The sequence below is a fragment of the Reyranella sp. genome (assembly GCF_965249915.1).
Lineage (GTDB): Bacteria > Pseudomonadota > Alphaproteobacteria > Reyranellales > Reyranellaceae > Reyranella.
Map to the genome: position 1 here is coordinate 1,499,537 of NZ_OZ252257.1, position 15,796 is coordinate 1,515,332.

Here is a 15,796-nt window from a genome sequence, read left to right on the forward strand (position 1 = left end):
CGTCGTTAGACGGCGCGCACCAGCACGTGCCGCTTGCGGCCGGCCGAGAGCTTCAGCGTTCCTTCGGAATCGAGATCGGCTTCGCCCACCGTCGCAGTGTCGCTGGCGATCGGCTTGTCGTTCAGGCGCCCGCCGCCGCCCTTGATCAGCTTGCGCGCCTCGGTCTTGCTGTCGGCGAGCCCGGCCTCGTGCATCAGTTCGAAAGCCGCGATGCCCGCCTTCAACCGGGCGAGCGGCAGCTCCACGGTCGGCAGCGTATCGGCCTTGGTGCCTTCCTCGAAGGTACGGCGTGCGGTTTCGGCGGCGCTCTCGGCTGCCTGCTTGCCGTGGGCGAGCGTGGTGACCTCGGTGGCCAGAATCTTCTTGGCCTCGTTGATCTCCTGGCCCTGCAAGGCCTCGAGCCGGGCGACCTCCGTCAGCGGCAGGTCCGTGAAGAGCTTGAGGAAACGACCGACATCGGCATCTTCGGTGTTGCGCCAGTACTGCCAGAACTCGTAGGGCGAGAGCCGTTCGGGATTGAGCCACACCGCACCGGCCGCGGTCTTGCCCATCTTGGCGCCCGATGCGGTCGCCAGGAGGGGCGAGGTCAGCGCGAAAAGTTCGGCGCCCTGCATGCGACGGCCGAGGTCGGCGCCCATGACGATATTGCCCCACTGGTCCGATCCGCCCATCTGGACGATGCAGTTGTGGCGCTTGTTGAGCTCCACGAAATCGTAGGATTGCAGGATCATGTAGTTGAATTCGAGAAACGACAGCGGCTGGTCGCGCTCGAGCCGCAGCTTCACCGAATCCATGGTGAGCATGCGGTTGACCGAGAAGTGCCGGCCGACGTCGCGCAGCAGCGGGATGTAGAGCAGGCTGTCGAGCCAGTCGGCGTTGTTGGCCATCACCGCGTCGGTCGCGCCGTCGCCGAAGGCGAGGTAGTTGGCGAAGCTTTTCTTGATGCTCGCCATGTTGGCGTCGATCTGTGCCGTGGTGAGCAGCTGGCGCGTCTCGTCGCGGCCCGACGGGTCGCCGACCTTGGTCGTGCCGCCGCCCATCAGCGCGATCGGCTTGTGGCCGCTCTTCTGCCACCAGCGCAGCAGCATGATCTGGAGGAGATGGCCGACATGCAGCGAATCGGCGGTGCAGTCGAAGCCGATATAGGCGGTGCGGACGCCGCTCGACAGCAGCTCGTCGAGCCGTGTGGTATCGCTGCACTGATGCACCATGCCGCGCTCGTGCACGATGCGCATGAAGTCCGACTTGAAGTCCGCCATCTCGCCGTCCGGCCGTTTGTTCCTGAAGGGCGGCGGGTGTAACACATTCCCGCCATGCCATCATCACCCCTCCGGGCTCTCGGCCTGATGAGCGGCACCTCGCTCGACGGAGTCGACGTAGCGCTGATCGAAACCGACGGCGAGCGCATCGCGGCCTTCGGCCCCAGCCTGACCGTTCCCTATGCCGACGAGGTGCGGCGCACCATTCGTGCGGTCTTCGGTGCCGAGCAGCGGTCGGAAGCGACGCATGCCGCCGAGGACGCCGTGACCGCGGCCCATGTGGCGGCCGTGCGCCGCTGGTCGAGCGAGCGAGGGGTGGACCTGTCGTCCCTGGACCTCGTGGGCTTCCACGGCCAGACCATTACGCACCGCCCCGAGAGGCGCTTCACCTGGCAGATCGGCGACGGCGCTGCGCTCGCGCAGGCGCTGGGCGTGCGGGTCGTGAACGATCTGCGCACCGCCGACGTGGCGGCGGGCGGGCAGGGCGCACCCTTGGTGCCGGTCTATCATGCCGCCCTGGCCGCCAACTTGCCGCGGCCGCTCGCCGTCGTGAATGTCGGCGGCGTGGGCAACGTCACCTGGATCGGCGCCGATGGGTCGCTGCTCGCCTTCGATACGGGTCCGGGCAACGGGCCGATCGACGACTGGTGCGCGCGCCGTGCCGGGCAACGCTACGACAAGGATGGGGCGCTGGCGGCAGCGGGCAAGGTCGATCGCGGCAGGCTGGAGCGCTTCGCGGAGCATCGCTTCTTCGCGAAAGCCCCGCCCAAGTCGCTCGATCGCGGCGATTTCAACGATGCCTGGGCCGACGGGCTGAGCGCCGCCGACGGTGCCGCCACGCTGACTCAGGGCACGGCCCGCGCCATCGCACTCTCCGAAAGGCACTTTCCGGCGCCGGTGTCGCAATGGGTGATCTGCGGCGGCGGCGCGCGCAATCCGACGCTGCTGCGTGCCATCGCCGAGGAAACACGGGCCAGGGTCTTCACCGCAGCGGATCTCGGCTGGGACGGCGATGCGCTGGAAGCGCAGGCTTTCGCCTTCCTCGCGGTGCGGTCCGTGAAAGGCCTGCCGTTAACCTTTCCCGGGACCACCGGCGCCCCCCGTCCGATGACGGGTGGGCGCCTCAGCGAGCCTTAGTCCGGAGAGCCCCGATCAGGGCTCCTTGTTGCTGGTCGCGCGGCCCGGCGGGTTGAGCAGGCTCTGGGCGACATACTTGTCGACGTCGACCGCGAGCCGGTCGAGCGCGTCGTGGAAGAAGTGGTTGGCGCCCTTGATGGTCCGGGACTCGACGGTGATGCCCTTCTGAAGCGACAGGCGCGCCACGAGCTTCTGGATGTCGGCCTGGGGCACGACCTCGTCTTTTTCCGCGCCGACGATGAGACCGGACGAGGGGCAGGGGGCGAGGAAGGCGAAGTCGTAGGAGTTGGCGGGCGGCGCCACCGAGACGAAGCAATCGATCTCGGGACGGCGCATCAGGAGCTGCATGCCGATCCACGCGCCGAACGAATAGCCGGCGATCCAGCAGGACTTGGCATTGGGGTTCATGCCCTGCAGCCAGTCGAGCGCGGCCGCGGCATCGGAGAGTTCGCCCATGCCGTTGTCGAAGCGTCCCTGGCTGCGACCCACGCCGCGGGTGTTGAAGCGCAGCACCGAGAAGCCGCGGTTCACGAACACATGGAACAGCGAGAAGACCACCTTATGGTTCATCGTCCCGCCATATTGCGGGTGCGGGTGCAGGATCAGCGCGATGGGCGCGCGTTCTTCCTTGCTCTGGTGATAGCGGCCTTCGAGACGACCCTCGGGGCCGGTAAACATCACGTCAGGCATCGAAACTCCGGTTCTTCACCTTATTCGACCCTCCGGTCGTAACCGATTCGGCGGCGGATTCGGGGGGATTATTGATACTTGACCAACCTACTGGGATTAATTAAATCCGAGCTACGCAGTTGGTTTTGCCCAGAGCCCCAGTCTGGGGCGCTGGCATATCGTAGTAACGCCTTGGTTTTCAAGAACTTTAGGCGTTTCCGTAGCGAAGGACGGCCAAATTCGGCCGTGAGGAGGATGCTGTGAAGCTCAGCACCAAGGGACGTTACGCCGTCATGGCGATGGTCGATCTGGCACGCCATGCGCAGGTGAAGCCGGTTTCCCTGTCCGATATCGCCACCCGGCAGGAAATCTCCCTGTCCTATCTGGAGCAGCTTTTTGCCCGCCTGCGGCGTGCCGGTCTGGTGAAGAGCGTGCGCGGTCCCGGTGGAGGTTACCGTCTCGCCAGGGGCTCGGCCGACACGCGCGTGTCCGAGATCATCCTGGCGGTGGACGAGCCGATCAGCGCCACGCGCTGCACTGAAATGGGTGCCACCGGTTGCCGCGCCGACCGCAGCAAGTGCCTGACCCACGACCTGTGGGAGGAACTCGGCAATCAGATTCACCTGTTCCTGAACTCGGTGACCCTGCTCGACGTGCTGGAGCGCAAGCTCGCCCCGCGCCTGATCGAGGCCCCGCCGGCGGCCCACTCCGACACGATGGCTGCGGCCAGCTAGGCCGGCCCGTTTTCTCCGGACGCCCCGATGCCCGCCTTCGCCTATCTGGACCACAATGCCACCAGCCCCCTGAGGCCGGCGGCGTTCGACGCCATGGTCGAGGCCTTGCGCGTGGGCGGCAATCCGTCGTCGGTCCATGGGCCTGGGCGCAAGGCGCGGGCGATCGTCGACAAGGCGCGCCGGGAGGTTGCCTCCCTGGTGGGTGCCAGAACCACCGAGACGATCTTCACCTCGGGCGGCACCGAAGCCAACAATCTCGCCCTCATGGCGACCGGGCGCCGACGGGTGCTGGTGTCGGCCATCGAGCATGACAGTGTACGGCGTGCCGTGCCGCAGGCGGAAGTCCTTCCCGTGGACAGCGATGGCGTTCTCGACCTCGCGGCTCTGGAGCGTGCGCTGGTGGCGTCTGCCGAGCCGGCCCTGGTGTCGGTGATGCTGGCGAACAATGAAACCGGCGTGTTGCAGCCGGTCGCCGATGTCGTGCGACTGGCGCGGACCTCAGGCGCGTTGATTCACTGCGATGCCGTCCAGGCAGCGGGCAAGGTGCCGGTCGACTTCCATCGTCTCGGCGTCGACTATCTCAGTCTTTCCGCCCACAAGATCGGCGGGCCTACGGGTGTTGGCGCTTTGGTCGTCCGGAGCGGCGTGCCGTTCTGCACGGATCGCCGGGGCGGCGGGCAGGAATCCAATCGCCGGGCCGGGACAGAGAACGTCTCCGGCATCGCAGGCTTCGGCGCTGCTGCGGCAGAGGCGATCCGGGGTCTCGACATGACCCAACTTCGCGATGGGCTGGAACTTTCGCTTGTCCAAATGGCGGGCAACGTCCGGGTTTTTGGGGCCGGGGCGCCGCGGGTCTGCAATACCACCTGCATTTCGATGCCCGGTGTTCTCGCCGAGACTCAGGTCATGGCGCTCGATCTTGCTGGCGTCTGCATCAGCTCGGGGGCCGCTTGTTCCTCGGGTAAGGTCCAGCGTTCTTCGGTCCTCGATGCGATGGGCGTGCCGGTGGCGGAAGCTTCCTGCGCGACCCGGATCAGCCTAGGCTGGAATACAGAAGTTGCCGACATCGAGCGCTTGATCACGGCATGGCAGAGCCTATATATCCGACTGCACCAGTCGGATATTTCCCACACCGATTCTAGGGCCAGGGCAGCGTAGGAGTAACGAGGGGTTAGCATGACAGCCATTACCCAAATCCGGCGCAACGACCAGCCGATCTACCTCGACTATCAGGCGACGACGCCGATGGATCCGAGGGTGCTCGAGGCCATGATGCCTTACTTTACCCACAAGTTCGGCAACTCGGGTTCACGCAGCCATGCCTATGGCTGGGAAGCCGAGGAAGGTACCGAGAAGGCGCGGGCCCAGGTCGCGAAGCTGATCGGCGCCGACGAGAAGGAAGTGATCTTCACGTCCGGCGCCACCGAGTCGAACAATCTCGCGATCCGCGGCGTGGCCGAGTTCTACAAGGATCGCAAGAACCACATCATCACCACGGTGACCGAGCACAAGTGCGTGCTCGATACCTGCCGCCATCTCGAGCAGCAGGGCTTCGAGGTGACCTATCTGCCGGTCCGCCAGGACGGGCTGCTGGATCTCGACGTGCTGCGCGCGGCGATCACGGACAAGACGGTGCTCGTCTCGGTCATGGCCGTGAACAACGAGATCGGCGTGATCCAGCCGCTGGCCGAGATCGGCAAGATCTGCCGCGAGAAGAAGGTGTTCTTCCACACCGACGCGGCCCAGGCCGCCGGCAAGATCCCGCTCGATGTCGAGGCGCTCAACATCGACCTGATGAGCATTTCGGGCCACAAGATCTACGGGCCCAAGGGCATCGGCGCGCTCTACGTGCGTCGCAAGCCGCGCGTGCGCCTGGTTCCGATGATCGTCGGCGGCGGGCAGGAGCGTGGCTTCCGCTCCGGGACGCTTCCGACGCCGCTGTGTGTCGGCCTGGGCGAAGCGGCCGAGATCTGCATGAAGGAGATGGATGTCGAGGCCAAGCGGCTGAAGAAGTTGCAGGAGCGCATGCTGAACGGGCTGCGCGCCAAGCTCACGGACATCGTGGTCAACGGCGACCTGGAGCATCGCATCCCCGGCAACCTCAACATCAGCTTCGCGTATGTCGAAGGCGAGTCGCTGATGATGGGCATCAAGAACCTGGCGGTGTCCTCCGGATCTGCCTGCACGTCCGCCTCGCTGGAGCCCAGCTACGTGCTGCGCGCGCTCGGCGTGGAGGAGGAGATGGCCCACACGTCGCTGCGCATCGGGCTCGGCCGCTTCACGACGGAGCACGAGGTCGACACGGCGGTCGACGAGCTGGTGCGCCACGTCAACAAGCTGCGTGAGATGAGCCCGCTCTGGGAGATGGCCCAGGAAGGCATCGATATTAAGTCCATTGAGTGGGCTGCCCACTGAGGTTTCGTCTCCTGGGGCGCCGCAACGGAATTTGAGGAGAATGACATGGCTTACAGCGAGAAGCTGATCGATCACTACGAGAACCCGCGCAACATCGGCTCGTTCGACAAGACGGCCGAAGACGTCGGCACCGGCCTGGTCGGCGCCCCGGCCTGCGGCGACGTGATGAAGCTGCAGATCAAGGTAGGTGCCGACGGGCTGATCGAGGATGCGAAGTTCAAGACCTTCGGCTGCGGCTCGGCGATCGCCTCGAGCTCGCTCGTCACCGAGTGGGTGAAGGGCAAGACGATCGACGAGGCCGAGACGATCAAGAACACCGACATCGCGCGTCACCTGGCACTGCCGCCGGTGAAGATCCACTGCTCGGTCCTCGCCGAGGACGCGATCAAGGCGGCGATTGCCGACTATCGCGCCAAGGCGACCAAGAAGGCCGAGTAGCTCATTTCGGAGCCCAGCGTATGACCACGACCAGCGAAACCACCAAGCCGGCGGCGCCTGCCGCGCCGCGGGTACGCCGTCCGCGCCCGCAGCTGATGACGGTGACGCCGCTCGCCGGCGAGCGCATCAAGGGCATGATCGAGGGCCGGGGCAAGCCGACGGCCGGTATCCGCATCGGCGTGCGGACCAAGGGCTGCTCGGGGCTGAGCTACACGCTGGAGTTCGCCGACAAGCAGGAGCCGATGGACGAGGTCATCGAGGCCGAGGGCATCAAGCTGCTCGTCGACCCGAAGGCGTCGCTGTTCCTGATCGGCACCGAGATGGACTACGAGGAAGAGAAGCTGAAGTCGGGCTTCGTGTTCCGGAACCCGAACGAGAAGGGCCGCTGCGGCTGCGGCGAATCCTTCCACGTCTGAAGACCATGGATCATTTCGCGCGGCTGGGCCTGCCGGCAGCGCTTGACCTCGACGCCGCCGCGCTGGACCGGGCCTACTTCACCCTCCAGCGGCAGTGGCACCCCGACCGGTTCGTGTCCAAGCCGCCCCAGGATCGGGCGCGGGCCTCAGCCGAGGCCGCTTCGGTCAATGAAGCCTATCGCACCCTGAAGGATCCGCTGAGCCGCGCCTTCTACATGGCCGGGATGGCCGGCGTTGACCTGCCGGGCGACGGCAAGACGATCGACGATCCCGACCTGTTGATGGAAGCCATGGAAGCGCGGGAGGCGCTGCACGACGCGACCACGCCGGAAGCGGTCGACAGCTTGGCGGCGCAGGCACGCCAGGACGTCCAGAAGGCGCTGGCCGGGCTGGGCAGTTTGTTCTTGGCAAACGACAGGCCCGCCATCAGAAAGGCGCTCCTTCGCCTGCGCTACCTCGATAAATTTGCCGAGGAGGCTAGGGCGCGACGCATGAATCTTGATCGGTCGAACCCATGACCTTGCTGGAGATCCACGAGCCGGGCGAAACGCCCCTGCCGCACGCCGGCGAGGGCTCGCTGGCGGTCGGCATCGATCTCGGCACGACGAACTCGGTGGTCGCCATCGCACGCGACGGCAAGCCGGCGGCGCTGCACGACGAGGCGGGCAGGGCGCTGGTGCCCTCGGTCGTGGCCTATCCCGATGCGGGCGGCGTGCTGGTGGGAGACGAGGCGCGCGCCCTGGTGGCCAGCGAGCCTCGCAACGTCGTGGCGTCGATCAAGCGCCTGATGGGCCGCGGCGCCGCCGATCTCCACGCCGTGGCCGGCGTGCTCCCCTACGAGGTCGAGCCGGGCACCGGCGAGACCGACATGGTGAAGCTGCGCATCGGCGGCAAGGCGCGCTCGCCGGTCGAAATCTCCGCTGAAATCCTCAAGGCGCTGCGCACCCGCGCCGAGGCGGCACTCGAGAAGCCCGTCGAGCGCGCCGTCATCACCGTGCCCGCCTATTTCGACGATGCCGCCCGCACCGCGACCCGCGACGCGGCGCGCGTGGCCGGCCTCGAAGTGCTTCGGCTGGTCAACGAGCCGACCGCCGCGGCTCTGGCGTACGGGCTCGATAAGGGCTCCGAGGGGCTCTATGCGGTCTACGATCTGGGGGGCGGCACCTTCGACTTCTCGCTGCTGCGGCTCGAGAAGGGCGTGTTCCAGGTGCTCGCGACCGGCGGCGATACCGCCCTGGGCGGCGACGATTTCGATCGAGCCATTGCCGAGCGGATGCTGGACGAGCGCAAGCGCGACGGTCTCGCCGACCAGTTGGACGAGGCGGCCGTAAAGGCCGCTCTCGCCCTGGCGCGACACATGAAGGAGCAGCTCTCCGACCGCGACCAGAGCTCGGGCCGGCTCGAGATCGCCGGCACTCCGTCGTTCCATACGTTGACGCTGGCCGAGTTCGACGCGATGGTTGATACCCTCATCCAGCGAACCCTCGAAATTTCGCGCAATGTTCTCGCCGATGCCGGCATGGTTGCGGCGGAGATCGAGGGCGTGGTTCTGGTCGGCGGCTCGACGCGGGTCCCGCTGGTGCGCGCCAAGGTCGCCGGGATGATCGGCAAGCCGCCGCTCACGGACATCGATCCCGACGAGGTCGTGGCACTGGGGGCGGCGCTGCAGGCCGAGGCTTTGACGGGCGGAGGCGATACGCTGCTGCTCGACGTCACGCCGCTGTCGCTCGGCCTCGAAACGATGGGCGGCATCGTCGAGAAGATCGTGCCGCGCAACACGCCGATCCCGGCGCAGCTCGCGCAAGACTTCACGACCTACCAGGACGGCCAGAGCGCCATGGCGATCCACGTCGTCCAGGGTGAGCGCGAGATGGTCGCGGACTGCCGCAGCCTGGCGCGTTTCGAACTCACGGGCATTCCGCCGATGACGGCCGGTGCGGCGCGCATCCGCGTCAGCTTCGCCGTCGACGCCGATGGCCTGCTGACGGTTTCGGCGGAGGAGCGGACCACCGGCGTGGCCCAGAGGGTCGAGGTGAAGCCTTCCTATGGCCTCAGCCACGAGGACATGGCCGACATGCTCTACGACAGCATGGACAATGCTGAGGCCGACATGAACCTTCGTCTGCTCACCGAGGCCAGGGTTGAGGCGCGGCGCGGTCTGCTGGCGCTGGACGCGGCCCTCGCCAAGGATGGGGGCCTCCTGTCGCCGGACGAGCGCGCCGCGATCGATGGCGCGAGGGCGCGGTTGGAGACGACGATGGACGGCGAGAGCCGGGACGAGATCAACGCGGCGGCCGAGGCGCTCGAGACACTGTCCAAGCCCTTCGCGGAGCGGCGGATGGACCGCGGCATCCGAGAGGCACTGTCGGGCATGTCGATGGGCGAACTGGAAAACCGGGTCGGCGAGTAAGCGGAGCGAGATCGAGACATGCCGAAGATGACGTTCATCCTGAGAGACGGGTCGCGCAAGGAAGTCGATGCCCCCCTGGGCCTCTCGGTGCTCGAGATCGCGCACCACAACCATGTCGACATCGAAGGCGCCTGCGAGGGCTCGCTCGCCTGTTCGACCTGCCACGTGGTGGTCGAGGCCGTCTGGTTCGAGAAGCTCGCGCCCGCGAGTGACGACGAGGAAGACATGCTCGACCTTGCGTTCGGTCTCACACACACCTCTCGCCTGGGCTGCCAGATCCGCATGACTGAGGCGCTCGACGGGCTGGTCGTCAAGCTTCCCGCCGCGACTCGCAACATGATGGTCGACAAGTAGGAGAGGCCGATGGCCCGCAAGCTGCGCTGGACAGACGTTCAGGACATTGCGATCGAGCTCGAGGAACGCCATCCCGACGTCGACAACATCAACCTGCGCTTCACCGACCTTCATCGCTGGGTGATGGAGCTGCCGGATTTCGAGGACGATGCGGCGCGCTCGAACGAGAAGATCCTCGAGGCGATCCAGGCCGCCTGGATCGACGAGCGCGACTGATCTCGGCGCTTGCCGAACGCCGTAATTTGGCCGGAAATATGGGGGACACACGATGATCCGGGAGGGGTCCCCATGATCGCGACGAGAGTGCGTCCTCTGCTGCTGCCGCTGGTGCTGGCAGCGGGACTGGGCGCTTGTGCGTCCAACGCCGTTCAGCCCGGCATCGTGAGTTCGACGGCGCCCGTGTATGGCGGACAGGCGAACGCGCCTCCGCCGCCGGGAGCGCCGACGCAGGTCGCCTACAGCACGCCGGTCGGCGGGCCGGGCCGCGTCGTTTCCATTCGCGAGGTCGGCCTGGCAGGCAGTGGCGGCGGGTCCGGTAGCGGTAATGGCGCTCTCATGGGCGGCATCATCGGCGGCGGCCTCGGCGCCACGCTCGGCGCGATCACCAGCCAGACAGTGGGCGGCGGCTTTGTCGGTCTGCTGCTCGGCACGGTGGGCGGTGCGATCGCCGGCACCATCGCCGACGGCCAGCGCAGCGGCGGCCGCGGCATCGAGGTGACCGTTCAGCGCGACGACGGCCAGAGCGTGACGGTCGCGCAGCGCGATGACGGGGACGTTCAGCTGGGTGATCGCGTACAGATCGTGCAGGATGATCGCGGCGCCGCAAAGGTGGTGCGCGATACGTCGCGCAACCCGGATTGATCTCCTCACGTTCGATTTGATTGAAGAATGCGAAAGGTGTCCTCTCAGATGTTCGGCAAATGGCGCGTCGGCCTCCTCGTTCCAGCCGTCCTTGCGATCGGACTGAGTGCCTGTAACGGCACCAGCGGCGCCGTTCAGCCCGGCGTGGTCAACACCTCGTCGCAAGGCTCGAGCTATCGTGGCGAGAACGGCCGCGTGGTTTCGATTCGCGAAGTGCCGGTGCGCGGCGGCCACAGCTCGGGCGTGAGCGACGGCACCCTGGTCGGCGGTGGCCTGGGCGCAGCGGGTGGCGCGATCATCGGCGGCGCCACGACCAATTCAGTGGGCGGCGCTCTGGTGGGCGGCCTGCTCGGCGCCGTGGCGGGCGGTATCGCCGGCACGGCGATCGACCAGAATGCGACGCGGCGGGGCATCGAAGTCACTGTCCAGCGCGACGACGGCCAGCGCGTAACCGTGGCCCAGTACGACGACGGCGACGTCCAGATGGGCGACCGCGTTCAGATCGTCTACGACCGCAACGGCGTGGCCAAGGTCGTCCGCGAAAACGGCTACCGGCGCGACTAGCCCCGGCTGGCGGGAGCACGGGGCGAGGCCTATATAGGCCCCGCCATGTCCCGCCACTCCTCCTTCAATTCCCTCGGGATCGACAAGGCGCCCGCGGACACCCGCGTGGTGGTCGCCATGTCGGGTGGCGTCGATTCGTCGGTGACGGCGGCGCTCCTGAAGGAGCAGGGCTATGACGTCGTGGGCGTCACGCTCCAGCTCTACGATCACGGCGTCGCGGTGGGGAAGTCTGGCGCCTGCTGCGCCGGTCAGGATATCCAGGACGCGCGCCAGGTGGCCGAGCGCCTGGCGATCCCGCATTACGTGCTCGACTATGAGAGCCGCTTCCGTACCGAGGTGATGGAGTCCTTCGCCGATGCCTATGCCCGCGGGGAGACGCCCGTGCCATGCATCGCCTGCAATCGGACCGTCAAGTTCCGCGACCTGCTGCGGACCGCGCGCGAACTCGGCGCCGAGGCCCTGGCGACCGGTCACTATGTCCGCCGCGTGATGGGCGAGGCGGGACCGGAGTTGCATCGCGGTGCCGACGCGGCGCGCGACCAGAGCTATTTCCTGTTCGGCACGACTCGGGAGCAACTCGACTTCCTGCGCTTTCCGCTGGGGGATCTCCCGAAGAGCGAGACGCGTGCGCTGGCCGGGCGCTTCGACCTCGTGGTCGCGGACAAGCCCGACAGCCAGGACATCTGCTTCGTACCCCAGGGCAACTACGCGTCGGTCGTCCAGAAGCTGCGGCCGGAGGCCGTCGAGCCGGGCGACATCGTCGACATGGCGGGCAACGTCGTCGGTCGCCACGAGGGCATCGTGCGCTACACGGTCGGCCAGCGTCGCGGCCTGGCGCTGGGCGGTCGCGACGGCACCGACAACGATCCTCTGTATGTCGTGCGCCTCGAGCCCGCGACCCGGCGCGTCGTCGTCGGTCCGCGCTCCGCGCTCGGCCGTGACGAGATCGCGCTGTATGACGTGAACTGGCTCGCCGGGGCCATCGACGGTCCGCTGCCGGTGCAGGTCCGCGTGCGTTCCAGCCAGTCCTTGCGTCCTGCCGAGATCGAGCTGACGGAGGAGGGCGCCATCGTTCGCTTCGCCGAGCCGGAAGTCGGCGTGTCGCCGGGGCAGGCCTGCGTGGTCTACGACGCCGCGACAGGCAGTCGCGTGCTGGGCGGCGGCTTCATCCGACGCTCGACATGATCCTGTAACCGCCACGTCACCCATTGCCCGGATAAGGCCGGGCATGACGAGCGACATCCCCCAGCGTCCTTTCTCGCGTCGCGATTCCCTCGCAGCGCTCCTTCTGGCTTTCTCGGCGGCGGCACCTTCCTCGGTACGCGCGGACAGCTATCCCGCCAAGCCGGTCAAGCTGATCATTCCCTATCCGCCGGGGGGCGGCACCGACATCACCGGTCGCGCGATGGCGGCACGCCTGTCGGACGTGCTCGGCCAGACCGTGGTCATCGAGAACAAGCCTGGCGCCACGGGCATGATCGGCGCCGCGAGCGTCGCGAAGGCGCCGGCCGACGGCTACACCGTCCTCTTCGGCGCGGCGAGCGAGATGGCGATCAACGCCAGCCTGTTCAAGAACATGACCTACGATCCGCGCACCGATTTCGAGCCGGTGACGCTGGTGGCCACCTTCCCCCTGGTCTTCGTCGCGCCGGCGACGACCTCGCAGTCACTGCAGGAACTGATCGAGAGCGCAAAGGCAAAGCCCGACACCGTCAGCTATGGATCGATCGGCAGCGGCAGCCCGCAGCATCTCGCGGCGGAGCTTCTGTCGAGCATGGCCAAGGCCAAATTCCTGCACATCCCCTACAAGGGCTCGGGCCCGCTGGTGCAGGATGCCGTGGGTGGGCATATCAACATGGCCGTGAGCAGCGTGCCGCCGGCCGTACCGCTGGTCCGCTCGGGCAAGCTGCGCGCGCTCGCCGTGACGTCGGCGGTCCGGTCGGAGGCGCTGCCGGACGTGCCGACCATGGCCGAGCTGGGCTTCCCCGGCTACGAGTTCAACACCTGGGTCGGTGTCGCCGTGCCGAAGGGCACCTCGAAGGAGATCGTCGACAGGCTGCGCGTCGGCCTGGTCGGCGCGCTTGCGGCCGCCGAGGTCCAGAGCGCCCTGCGCGACCAGGGCGCGGTGCCGGTCGGCTCGACGGCCGAACAGTTCCGCCAGTTCGTGCGCGACGAGGTGGCCAAGAGCGACCGCATCGTTTCGCAGGCAGGCATCCAGCCGGAATGACGATTCCCCGAGGCCGGGCATGGTCTATCATGGTCTGATGAACGCTTCCCGGCCCCGTAGGGCGATTCTGATCGTGTGCGACGGCCTCGGCGCCGAGTGGGTCAGCGAGGCGCACACGCCGACGCTGGCGCGCCTGCTGGCCGGCCATCGCCGCGCCGGCTACCATCGCGCCGTGTTTCCCTCGGTCACGCGCGTCTCCGCCGCCTCGATCGCGACCGGCTGCTTTCCCGGCCGGCACGGGCTCGAAGGCAACCAGATGGCGCTGGTCGAGGACGGCCGGATCACCGTGCACAATGTCGGCGCGCCGTCCTTTCGCGAGACCATGCGCCGCGTGACGGGCCGCACCCTGCGCGTGCCCACCCTGGCCGAGCGGCTGGCGAGGTCGGGCGGCCAGGTCGCCTATTCGAACGTCTCGCCCGGCGCGGCGTATTTCCTCGACCCCGATCATTTCGGCACGGTGCTGCATCGCGCCGGCTCGTTCGGCCCCGGCGGCGCCTCGCTGACCGGCGACGCCCATCTCGACGTGACCCACGATCTCGACGGCGACATCGCGATGACCCGGCGCTTCTGCGCGGAGGTCGTGCCGTCCGACGGCTTCCGGCTGGCCATCCTGTGGCTCGCGAACCCCGATCTCACCCTGCATCACGCCCCGCTGGGCTCGCCCGAGCATCTCCATGCGCTGGAGGTCACCGACCGGCTGGTGGCGCAGGTCGTCGAGACCGTGGAAGCGCATGAAGACCGGTTCGACACGCTGCTCGTGGTCGGTTCGGACCACGGCCACGAGACGATCGGCCGCTCCGTCCATATCGGTAACTGGTTGGTCGGGAACGGCCTCGAGTCGGAGCTTGCTGAAGGGCGGATCGGCGTCGCGTCGCAGGGCACCTCGGCCCTGATCTACGCGACCGGCGCGGCAAGAGCGGCTGTCGAAGGTCTGCTGCCGAAGATGCAGCGGGAGCCGTGGGCCGGCGCCATCCTGACCGGCGAGGCTCTGGCCGCGACCGGCCTGACGGCCGACGCGCTGGTAGCCGCCGTCGACACGACGCGCCATGACGAGAACAACGACCATGGCGTCCGCGGCACGCGCTGGCTGGTCGAGGACGGCGAGGGCACTCCGGAAATCGGCTGCGGCCATCATGGCGGCCTGGGCCCGTCGGAAACCCGGCCGTTCCTGACCTTGATCCATCCCGAATTCGGCCGGGGCGAGGCCGGCCGCCCGACCAGCCTCGTCGACATCGCGCCGACCATCCTGCGGTTTCTGGGAGAGGCGGCGGACGACATGGACGGCGCCCCGCTCAGCGCCTAGTTCTGGCGGCGATGCATTGGATCATCCAGAACGGGATGCGGACCGAGCCGGGTGTTCGCGAACTCGCCGAGACTCTGCCCCGCCTGGGAATCACGCACAGCTTCCATGACCTGGGCGATGATTGGCAACTCGTGCCGGAAGCGAACCCGGCCGGAAACGTCATCGTGATCGGTGCCTACGCGATCCGGCACGAAGCGCGGCGAAAGGGCTGGGTTCCAGGCGTATTGGAGGTGGAACACGACCATCTCGCCTATGTCCGCAATTGGGGCGAGGCCCTGCTGAATGCCGCGGGTTCGGTATGGCGCTTCGCCGACGTGCCGCTATCCTCGCTGCCTGAGCGCTTCTTTTGCCGGCCCGCCGAGGACAACAAGCTCTGGAAGGCCGGGCCCACGAGGCGCGACGAGTTCCTGGAATGGCACGCTCAGGTCAGGAAGCTCTGGGACGATCCGGAGGTCGAGCCGTCCATCCAGCCCGATACGCCAATCGTCATCGGTCCGTTGAGGGAGATCTCCGAGGAGCACCGGTTCTGGGTCGTCGATGGCCAGGTGGTCACCAGTTCGCTCTACAAGCGCGGTGAGCTTGTCACCTACGAGAACCACAGCGATCCGGAGGTCGTCGCGTTTGCGGAGACCATTGCCGCTCATCCCTGGCAGCCGCAACGAGCCTATGCCCTGGACATCAGCGTAGGGCGGAACCGTGAACTGCACGTGATCGAGGTCAACAATCTGGGCTCGGCCGGCCTCTACGCCGCCAATATCCAGAAGCTGGTCGCGGCGATCGAAAAGATGGAGTTTTAGGAGGGAAGTGTCCCTACGAGTTTGGAGCTCACCTTTTTCGGCCGCTGCGCCCTTTCGGCGCTGAAATCGAGAGCGCCAATCAGACCGCCTTTCTTGACAGATTACGCCCCCGCCGCATAAAAGCGCCCACCCATGGCTGGGTAGCTCAGCTGGTTAGAGCACGGCACTCATAATGCCGGGGTCGGCGGTTCAAGTCCGCCCCCAGCTACCAA

18 protein-coding genes and 1 tRNA gene are annotated in these 15,796 nt (G+C 67.2%); 17 read left to right on the forward strand and 2 right to left on the reverse strand.

Going from position 1 to position 15,796, the window contains the following annotated elements; all coding sequences use genetic code 11:
- Positions 1 to 5 precede the first annotated feature (5 nt).
- A complete protein-coding gene (gene tyrS, locus ACP15H_RS07340) occupies positions 6 to 1,259 on the reverse strand; it encodes a tyrosine--tRNA ligase (protein WP_425065549.1) in 1,254 nt (417 codons plus the stop codon).
- A gap of 54 nt (positions 1,260 to 1,313) precedes the next feature.
- Between tyrS and ACP15H_RS07345 the strand changes: the two genes are divergently transcribed.
- Positions 1,314 to 2,396 carry an anhydro-N-acetylmuramic acid kinase gene (locus tag ACP15H_RS07345; RefSeq protein WP_425065550.1) on the forward strand — a complete coding sequence of 361 codons (1,083 nt, stop codon included), beginning with the start codon at positions 1,314 to 1,316 and terminating at the stop codon, positions 2,394 to 2,396.
- Positions 2,397 to 2,411: 15 nt separating this feature from the next.
- On the opposite strand, the gene ACP15H_RS07350 is transcribed toward ACP15H_RS07345, so the two are convergent.
- Positions 2,412 to 3,086 carry an alpha/beta hydrolase gene (locus tag ACP15H_RS07350; RefSeq protein WP_425065551.1) on the reverse strand — a complete coding sequence of 225 codons (675 nt, stop codon included), beginning with the start codon at positions 3,084 to 3,086 and terminating at the stop codon, positions 2,412 to 2,414.
- Positions 3,087 to 3,325: 239 nt separating this feature from the next.
- Here ACP15H_RS07350 and ACP15H_RS07355 point away from each other — a divergent pair, with 239 nt between their 5' ends.
- From ACP15H_RS07355 to ACP15H_RS07430, 16 genes are all read left to right on the forward strand, one after another.
- Positions 3,326 to 3,799: an Rrf2 family transcriptional regulator gene (locus ACP15H_RS07355; protein ID WP_425065552.1), complete on the forward strand. Its 474-nt coding sequence runs from the start codon at positions 3,326 to 3,328 to the stop codon at positions 3,797 to 3,799.
- 27 nt (positions 3,800 to 3,826) lie between these two features.
- The gene (locus ACP15H_RS07360; RefSeq protein WP_425065553.1) at positions 3,827 to 4,957 is read left to right on the forward strand and encodes a cysteine desulfurase family protein; all 1,131 of its coding nucleotides are present in this window, start codon (positions 3,827 to 3,829) and stop codon (positions 4,955 to 4,957) included.
- Positions 4,958 to 4,975: 18 nt separating this feature from the next.
- Positions 4,976 to 6,214: an IscS subfamily cysteine desulfurase gene (locus ACP15H_RS07365; RefSeq protein ID WP_425065554.1), complete on the forward strand. Its 1,239-nt coding sequence runs from the start codon at positions 4,976 to 4,978 to the stop codon at positions 6,212 to 6,214.
- Positions 6,215 to 6,259: 45 nt separating this feature from the next.
- Positions 6,260 to 6,652 carry a Fe-S cluster assembly scaffold IscU gene (gene iscU, locus ACP15H_RS07370; protein WP_425065555.1) on the forward strand — a complete coding sequence of 131 codons (393 nt, stop codon included), beginning with the start codon at positions 6,260 to 6,262 and terminating at the stop codon, positions 6,650 to 6,652.
- Between the two features lie 20 nt (positions 6,653 to 6,672).
- A complete protein-coding gene (locus ACP15H_RS07375) occupies positions 6,673 to 7,068 on the forward strand; it encodes a HesB/IscA family protein (protein ID WP_422036304.1) in 396 nt (131 codons plus the stop codon).
- Between the two features lie 5 nt (positions 7,069 to 7,073).
- On the forward strand, positions 7,074 to 7,586 hold the full coding sequence (gene hscB / locus ACP15H_RS07380; RefSeq protein ID WP_425065556.1) for a Fe-S protein assembly co-chaperone HscB: 513 nt from the start codon (positions 7,074 to 7,076) through the stop codon (positions 7,584 to 7,586).
- On the forward strand, positions 7,583 to 9,478 hold the full coding sequence (gene hscA, locus ACP15H_RS07385) for a Fe-S protein assembly chaperone HscA (protein WP_425065557.1): 1,896 nt from the start codon (positions 7,583 to 7,585) through the stop codon (positions 9,476 to 9,478). Before hscB ends, hscA begins: the two co-directional genes overlap by 4 nt.
- Before the next feature lie 18 nt (positions 9,479 to 9,496).
- Entirely contained in the window at positions 9,497 to 9,832 is a 336-nt protein-coding gene (locus ACP15H_RS07390) for a ferredoxin family 2Fe-2S iron-sulfur cluster binding protein (protein ID WP_425065558.1), read from the forward strand.
- Positions 9,833 to 9,841: 9 nt separating this feature from the next.
- Entirely contained in the window at positions 9,842 to 10,048 is a 207-nt protein-coding gene (gene iscX, locus ACP15H_RS07395) for a Fe-S cluster assembly protein IscX (RefSeq protein WP_425065559.1), read from the forward strand.
- A 72-nt stretch (positions 10,049 to 10,120) separates the two neighbouring features.
- Positions 10,121 to 10,693: a hypothetical protein gene (locus tag ACP15H_RS07400; protein WP_425065560.1), complete on the forward strand. Its 573-nt coding sequence runs from the start codon at positions 10,121 to 10,123 to the stop codon at positions 10,691 to 10,693.
- Positions 10,694 to 10,729: 36 nt separating this feature from the next.
- Positions 10,730 to 11,257, forward strand: coding sequence for a glycine zipper domain-containing protein (locus tag ACP15H_RS07405; RefSeq protein WP_425065561.1), 528 nt, complete (start codon positions 10,730 to 10,732; stop codon positions 11,255 to 11,257).
- A 45-nt stretch (positions 11,258 to 11,302) separates the two neighbouring features.
- Complete coding sequence (gene mnmA / locus ACP15H_RS07410; protein ID WP_425065562.1) at positions 11,303 to 12,442, forward strand: tRNA 2-thiouridine(34) synthase MnmA; 1,140 nt, start codon at positions 11,303 to 11,305, stop codon at positions 12,440 to 12,442.
- Positions 12,443 to 12,485: 43 nt separating this feature from the next.
- Positions 12,486 to 13,484: a Bug family tripartite tricarboxylate transporter substrate binding protein gene (locus tag ACP15H_RS07415; protein ID WP_425065563.1), complete on the forward strand. Its 999-nt coding sequence runs from the start codon at positions 12,486 to 12,488 to the stop codon at positions 13,482 to 13,484.
- Between the two features lie 37 nt (positions 13,485 to 13,521).
- Positions 13,522 to 14,787 carry an alkaline phosphatase family protein gene (locus ACP15H_RS07420; protein ID WP_425065564.1) on the forward strand — a complete coding sequence of 422 codons (1,266 nt, stop codon included), beginning with the start codon at positions 13,522 to 13,524 and terminating at the stop codon, positions 14,785 to 14,787.
- A gap of 11 nt (positions 14,788 to 14,798) precedes the next feature.
- On the forward strand, positions 14,799 to 15,584 hold the full coding sequence (locus tag ACP15H_RS07425; RefSeq protein ID WP_425065565.1) for an ATP-grasp domain-containing protein: 786 nt from the start codon (positions 14,799 to 14,801) through the stop codon (positions 15,582 to 15,584).
- Between the two features lie 134 nt (positions 15,585 to 15,718).
- Positions 15,719 to 15,795: transfer RNA gene (locus ACP15H_RS07430), tRNA-Met, on the forward strand.
- Position 15,796 lies beyond the last annotated feature (1 nt).

Coding starts and splice junctions, on each gene's coding strand:
- tyrS (WP_425065549.1), bottom strand. CDS start 1,259: ATGGCGGACTTCAAGTCGGACTTCATGCGCATCGTGCACGAGCGCGGC.
- ACP15H_RS07365 (WP_425065554.1), top strand. CDS start 4,976: ATGACAGCCATTACCCAAATCCGGCGCAACGACCAGCCGATCTACCTC.
- mnmA (WP_425065562.1), top strand. CDS start 11,303: ATGTCCCGCCACTCCTCCTTCAATTCCCTCGGGATCGACAAGGCGCCC.
- ACP15H_RS07345 (WP_425065550.1), top strand. CDS start 1,314: ATGCCATCATCACCCCTCCGGGCTCTCGGCCTGATGAGCGGCACCTCG.
- ACP15H_RS07420 (WP_425065564.1), top strand. CDS start 13,522: ATGAACGCTTCCCGGCCCCGTAGGGCGATTCTGATCGTGTGCGACGGC.
- iscU (WP_425065555.1), top strand. CDS start 6,260: ATGGCTTACAGCGAGAAGCTGATCGATCACTACGAGAACCCGCGCAAC.
- ACP15H_RS07400 (WP_425065560.1), top strand. CDS start 10,121: ATGATCGCGACGAGAGTGCGTCCTCTGCTGCTGCCGCTGGTGCTGGCA.
- hscB (WP_425065556.1), top strand. CDS start 7,074: ATGGATCATTTCGCGCGGCTGGGCCTGCCGGCAGCGCTTGACCTCGAC.
- ACP15H_RS07375 (WP_422036304.1), top strand. CDS start 6,673: ATGACCACGACCAGCGAAACCACCAAGCCGGCGGCGCCTGCCGCGCCG.
- ACP15H_RS07350 (WP_425065551.1), bottom strand. CDS start 3,086: ATGCCTGACGTGATGTTTACCGGCCCCGAGGGTCGTCTCGAAGGCCGC.
- ACP15H_RS07415 (WP_425065563.1), top strand. CDS start 12,486: ATGACGAGCGACATCCCCCAGCGTCCTTTCTCGCGTCGCGATTCCCTC.
- ACP15H_RS07390 (WP_425065558.1), top strand. CDS start 9,497: ATGCCGAAGATGACGTTCATCCTGAGAGACGGGTCGCGCAAGGAAGTC.
- iscX (WP_425065559.1), top strand. CDS start 9,842: ATGGCCCGCAAGCTGCGCTGGACAGACGTTCAGGACATTGCGATCGAG.
- hscA (WP_425065557.1), top strand. CDS start 7,583: ATGACCTTGCTGGAGATCCACGAGCCGGGCGAAACGCCCCTGCCGCAC.
- ACP15H_RS07425 (WP_425065565.1), top strand. CDS start 14,799: ATGCATTGGATCATCCAGAACGGGATGCGGACCGAGCCGGGTGTTCGC.
- ACP15H_RS07360 (WP_425065553.1), top strand. CDS start 3,827: ATGCCCGCCTTCGCCTATCTGGACCACAATGCCACCAGCCCCCTGAGG.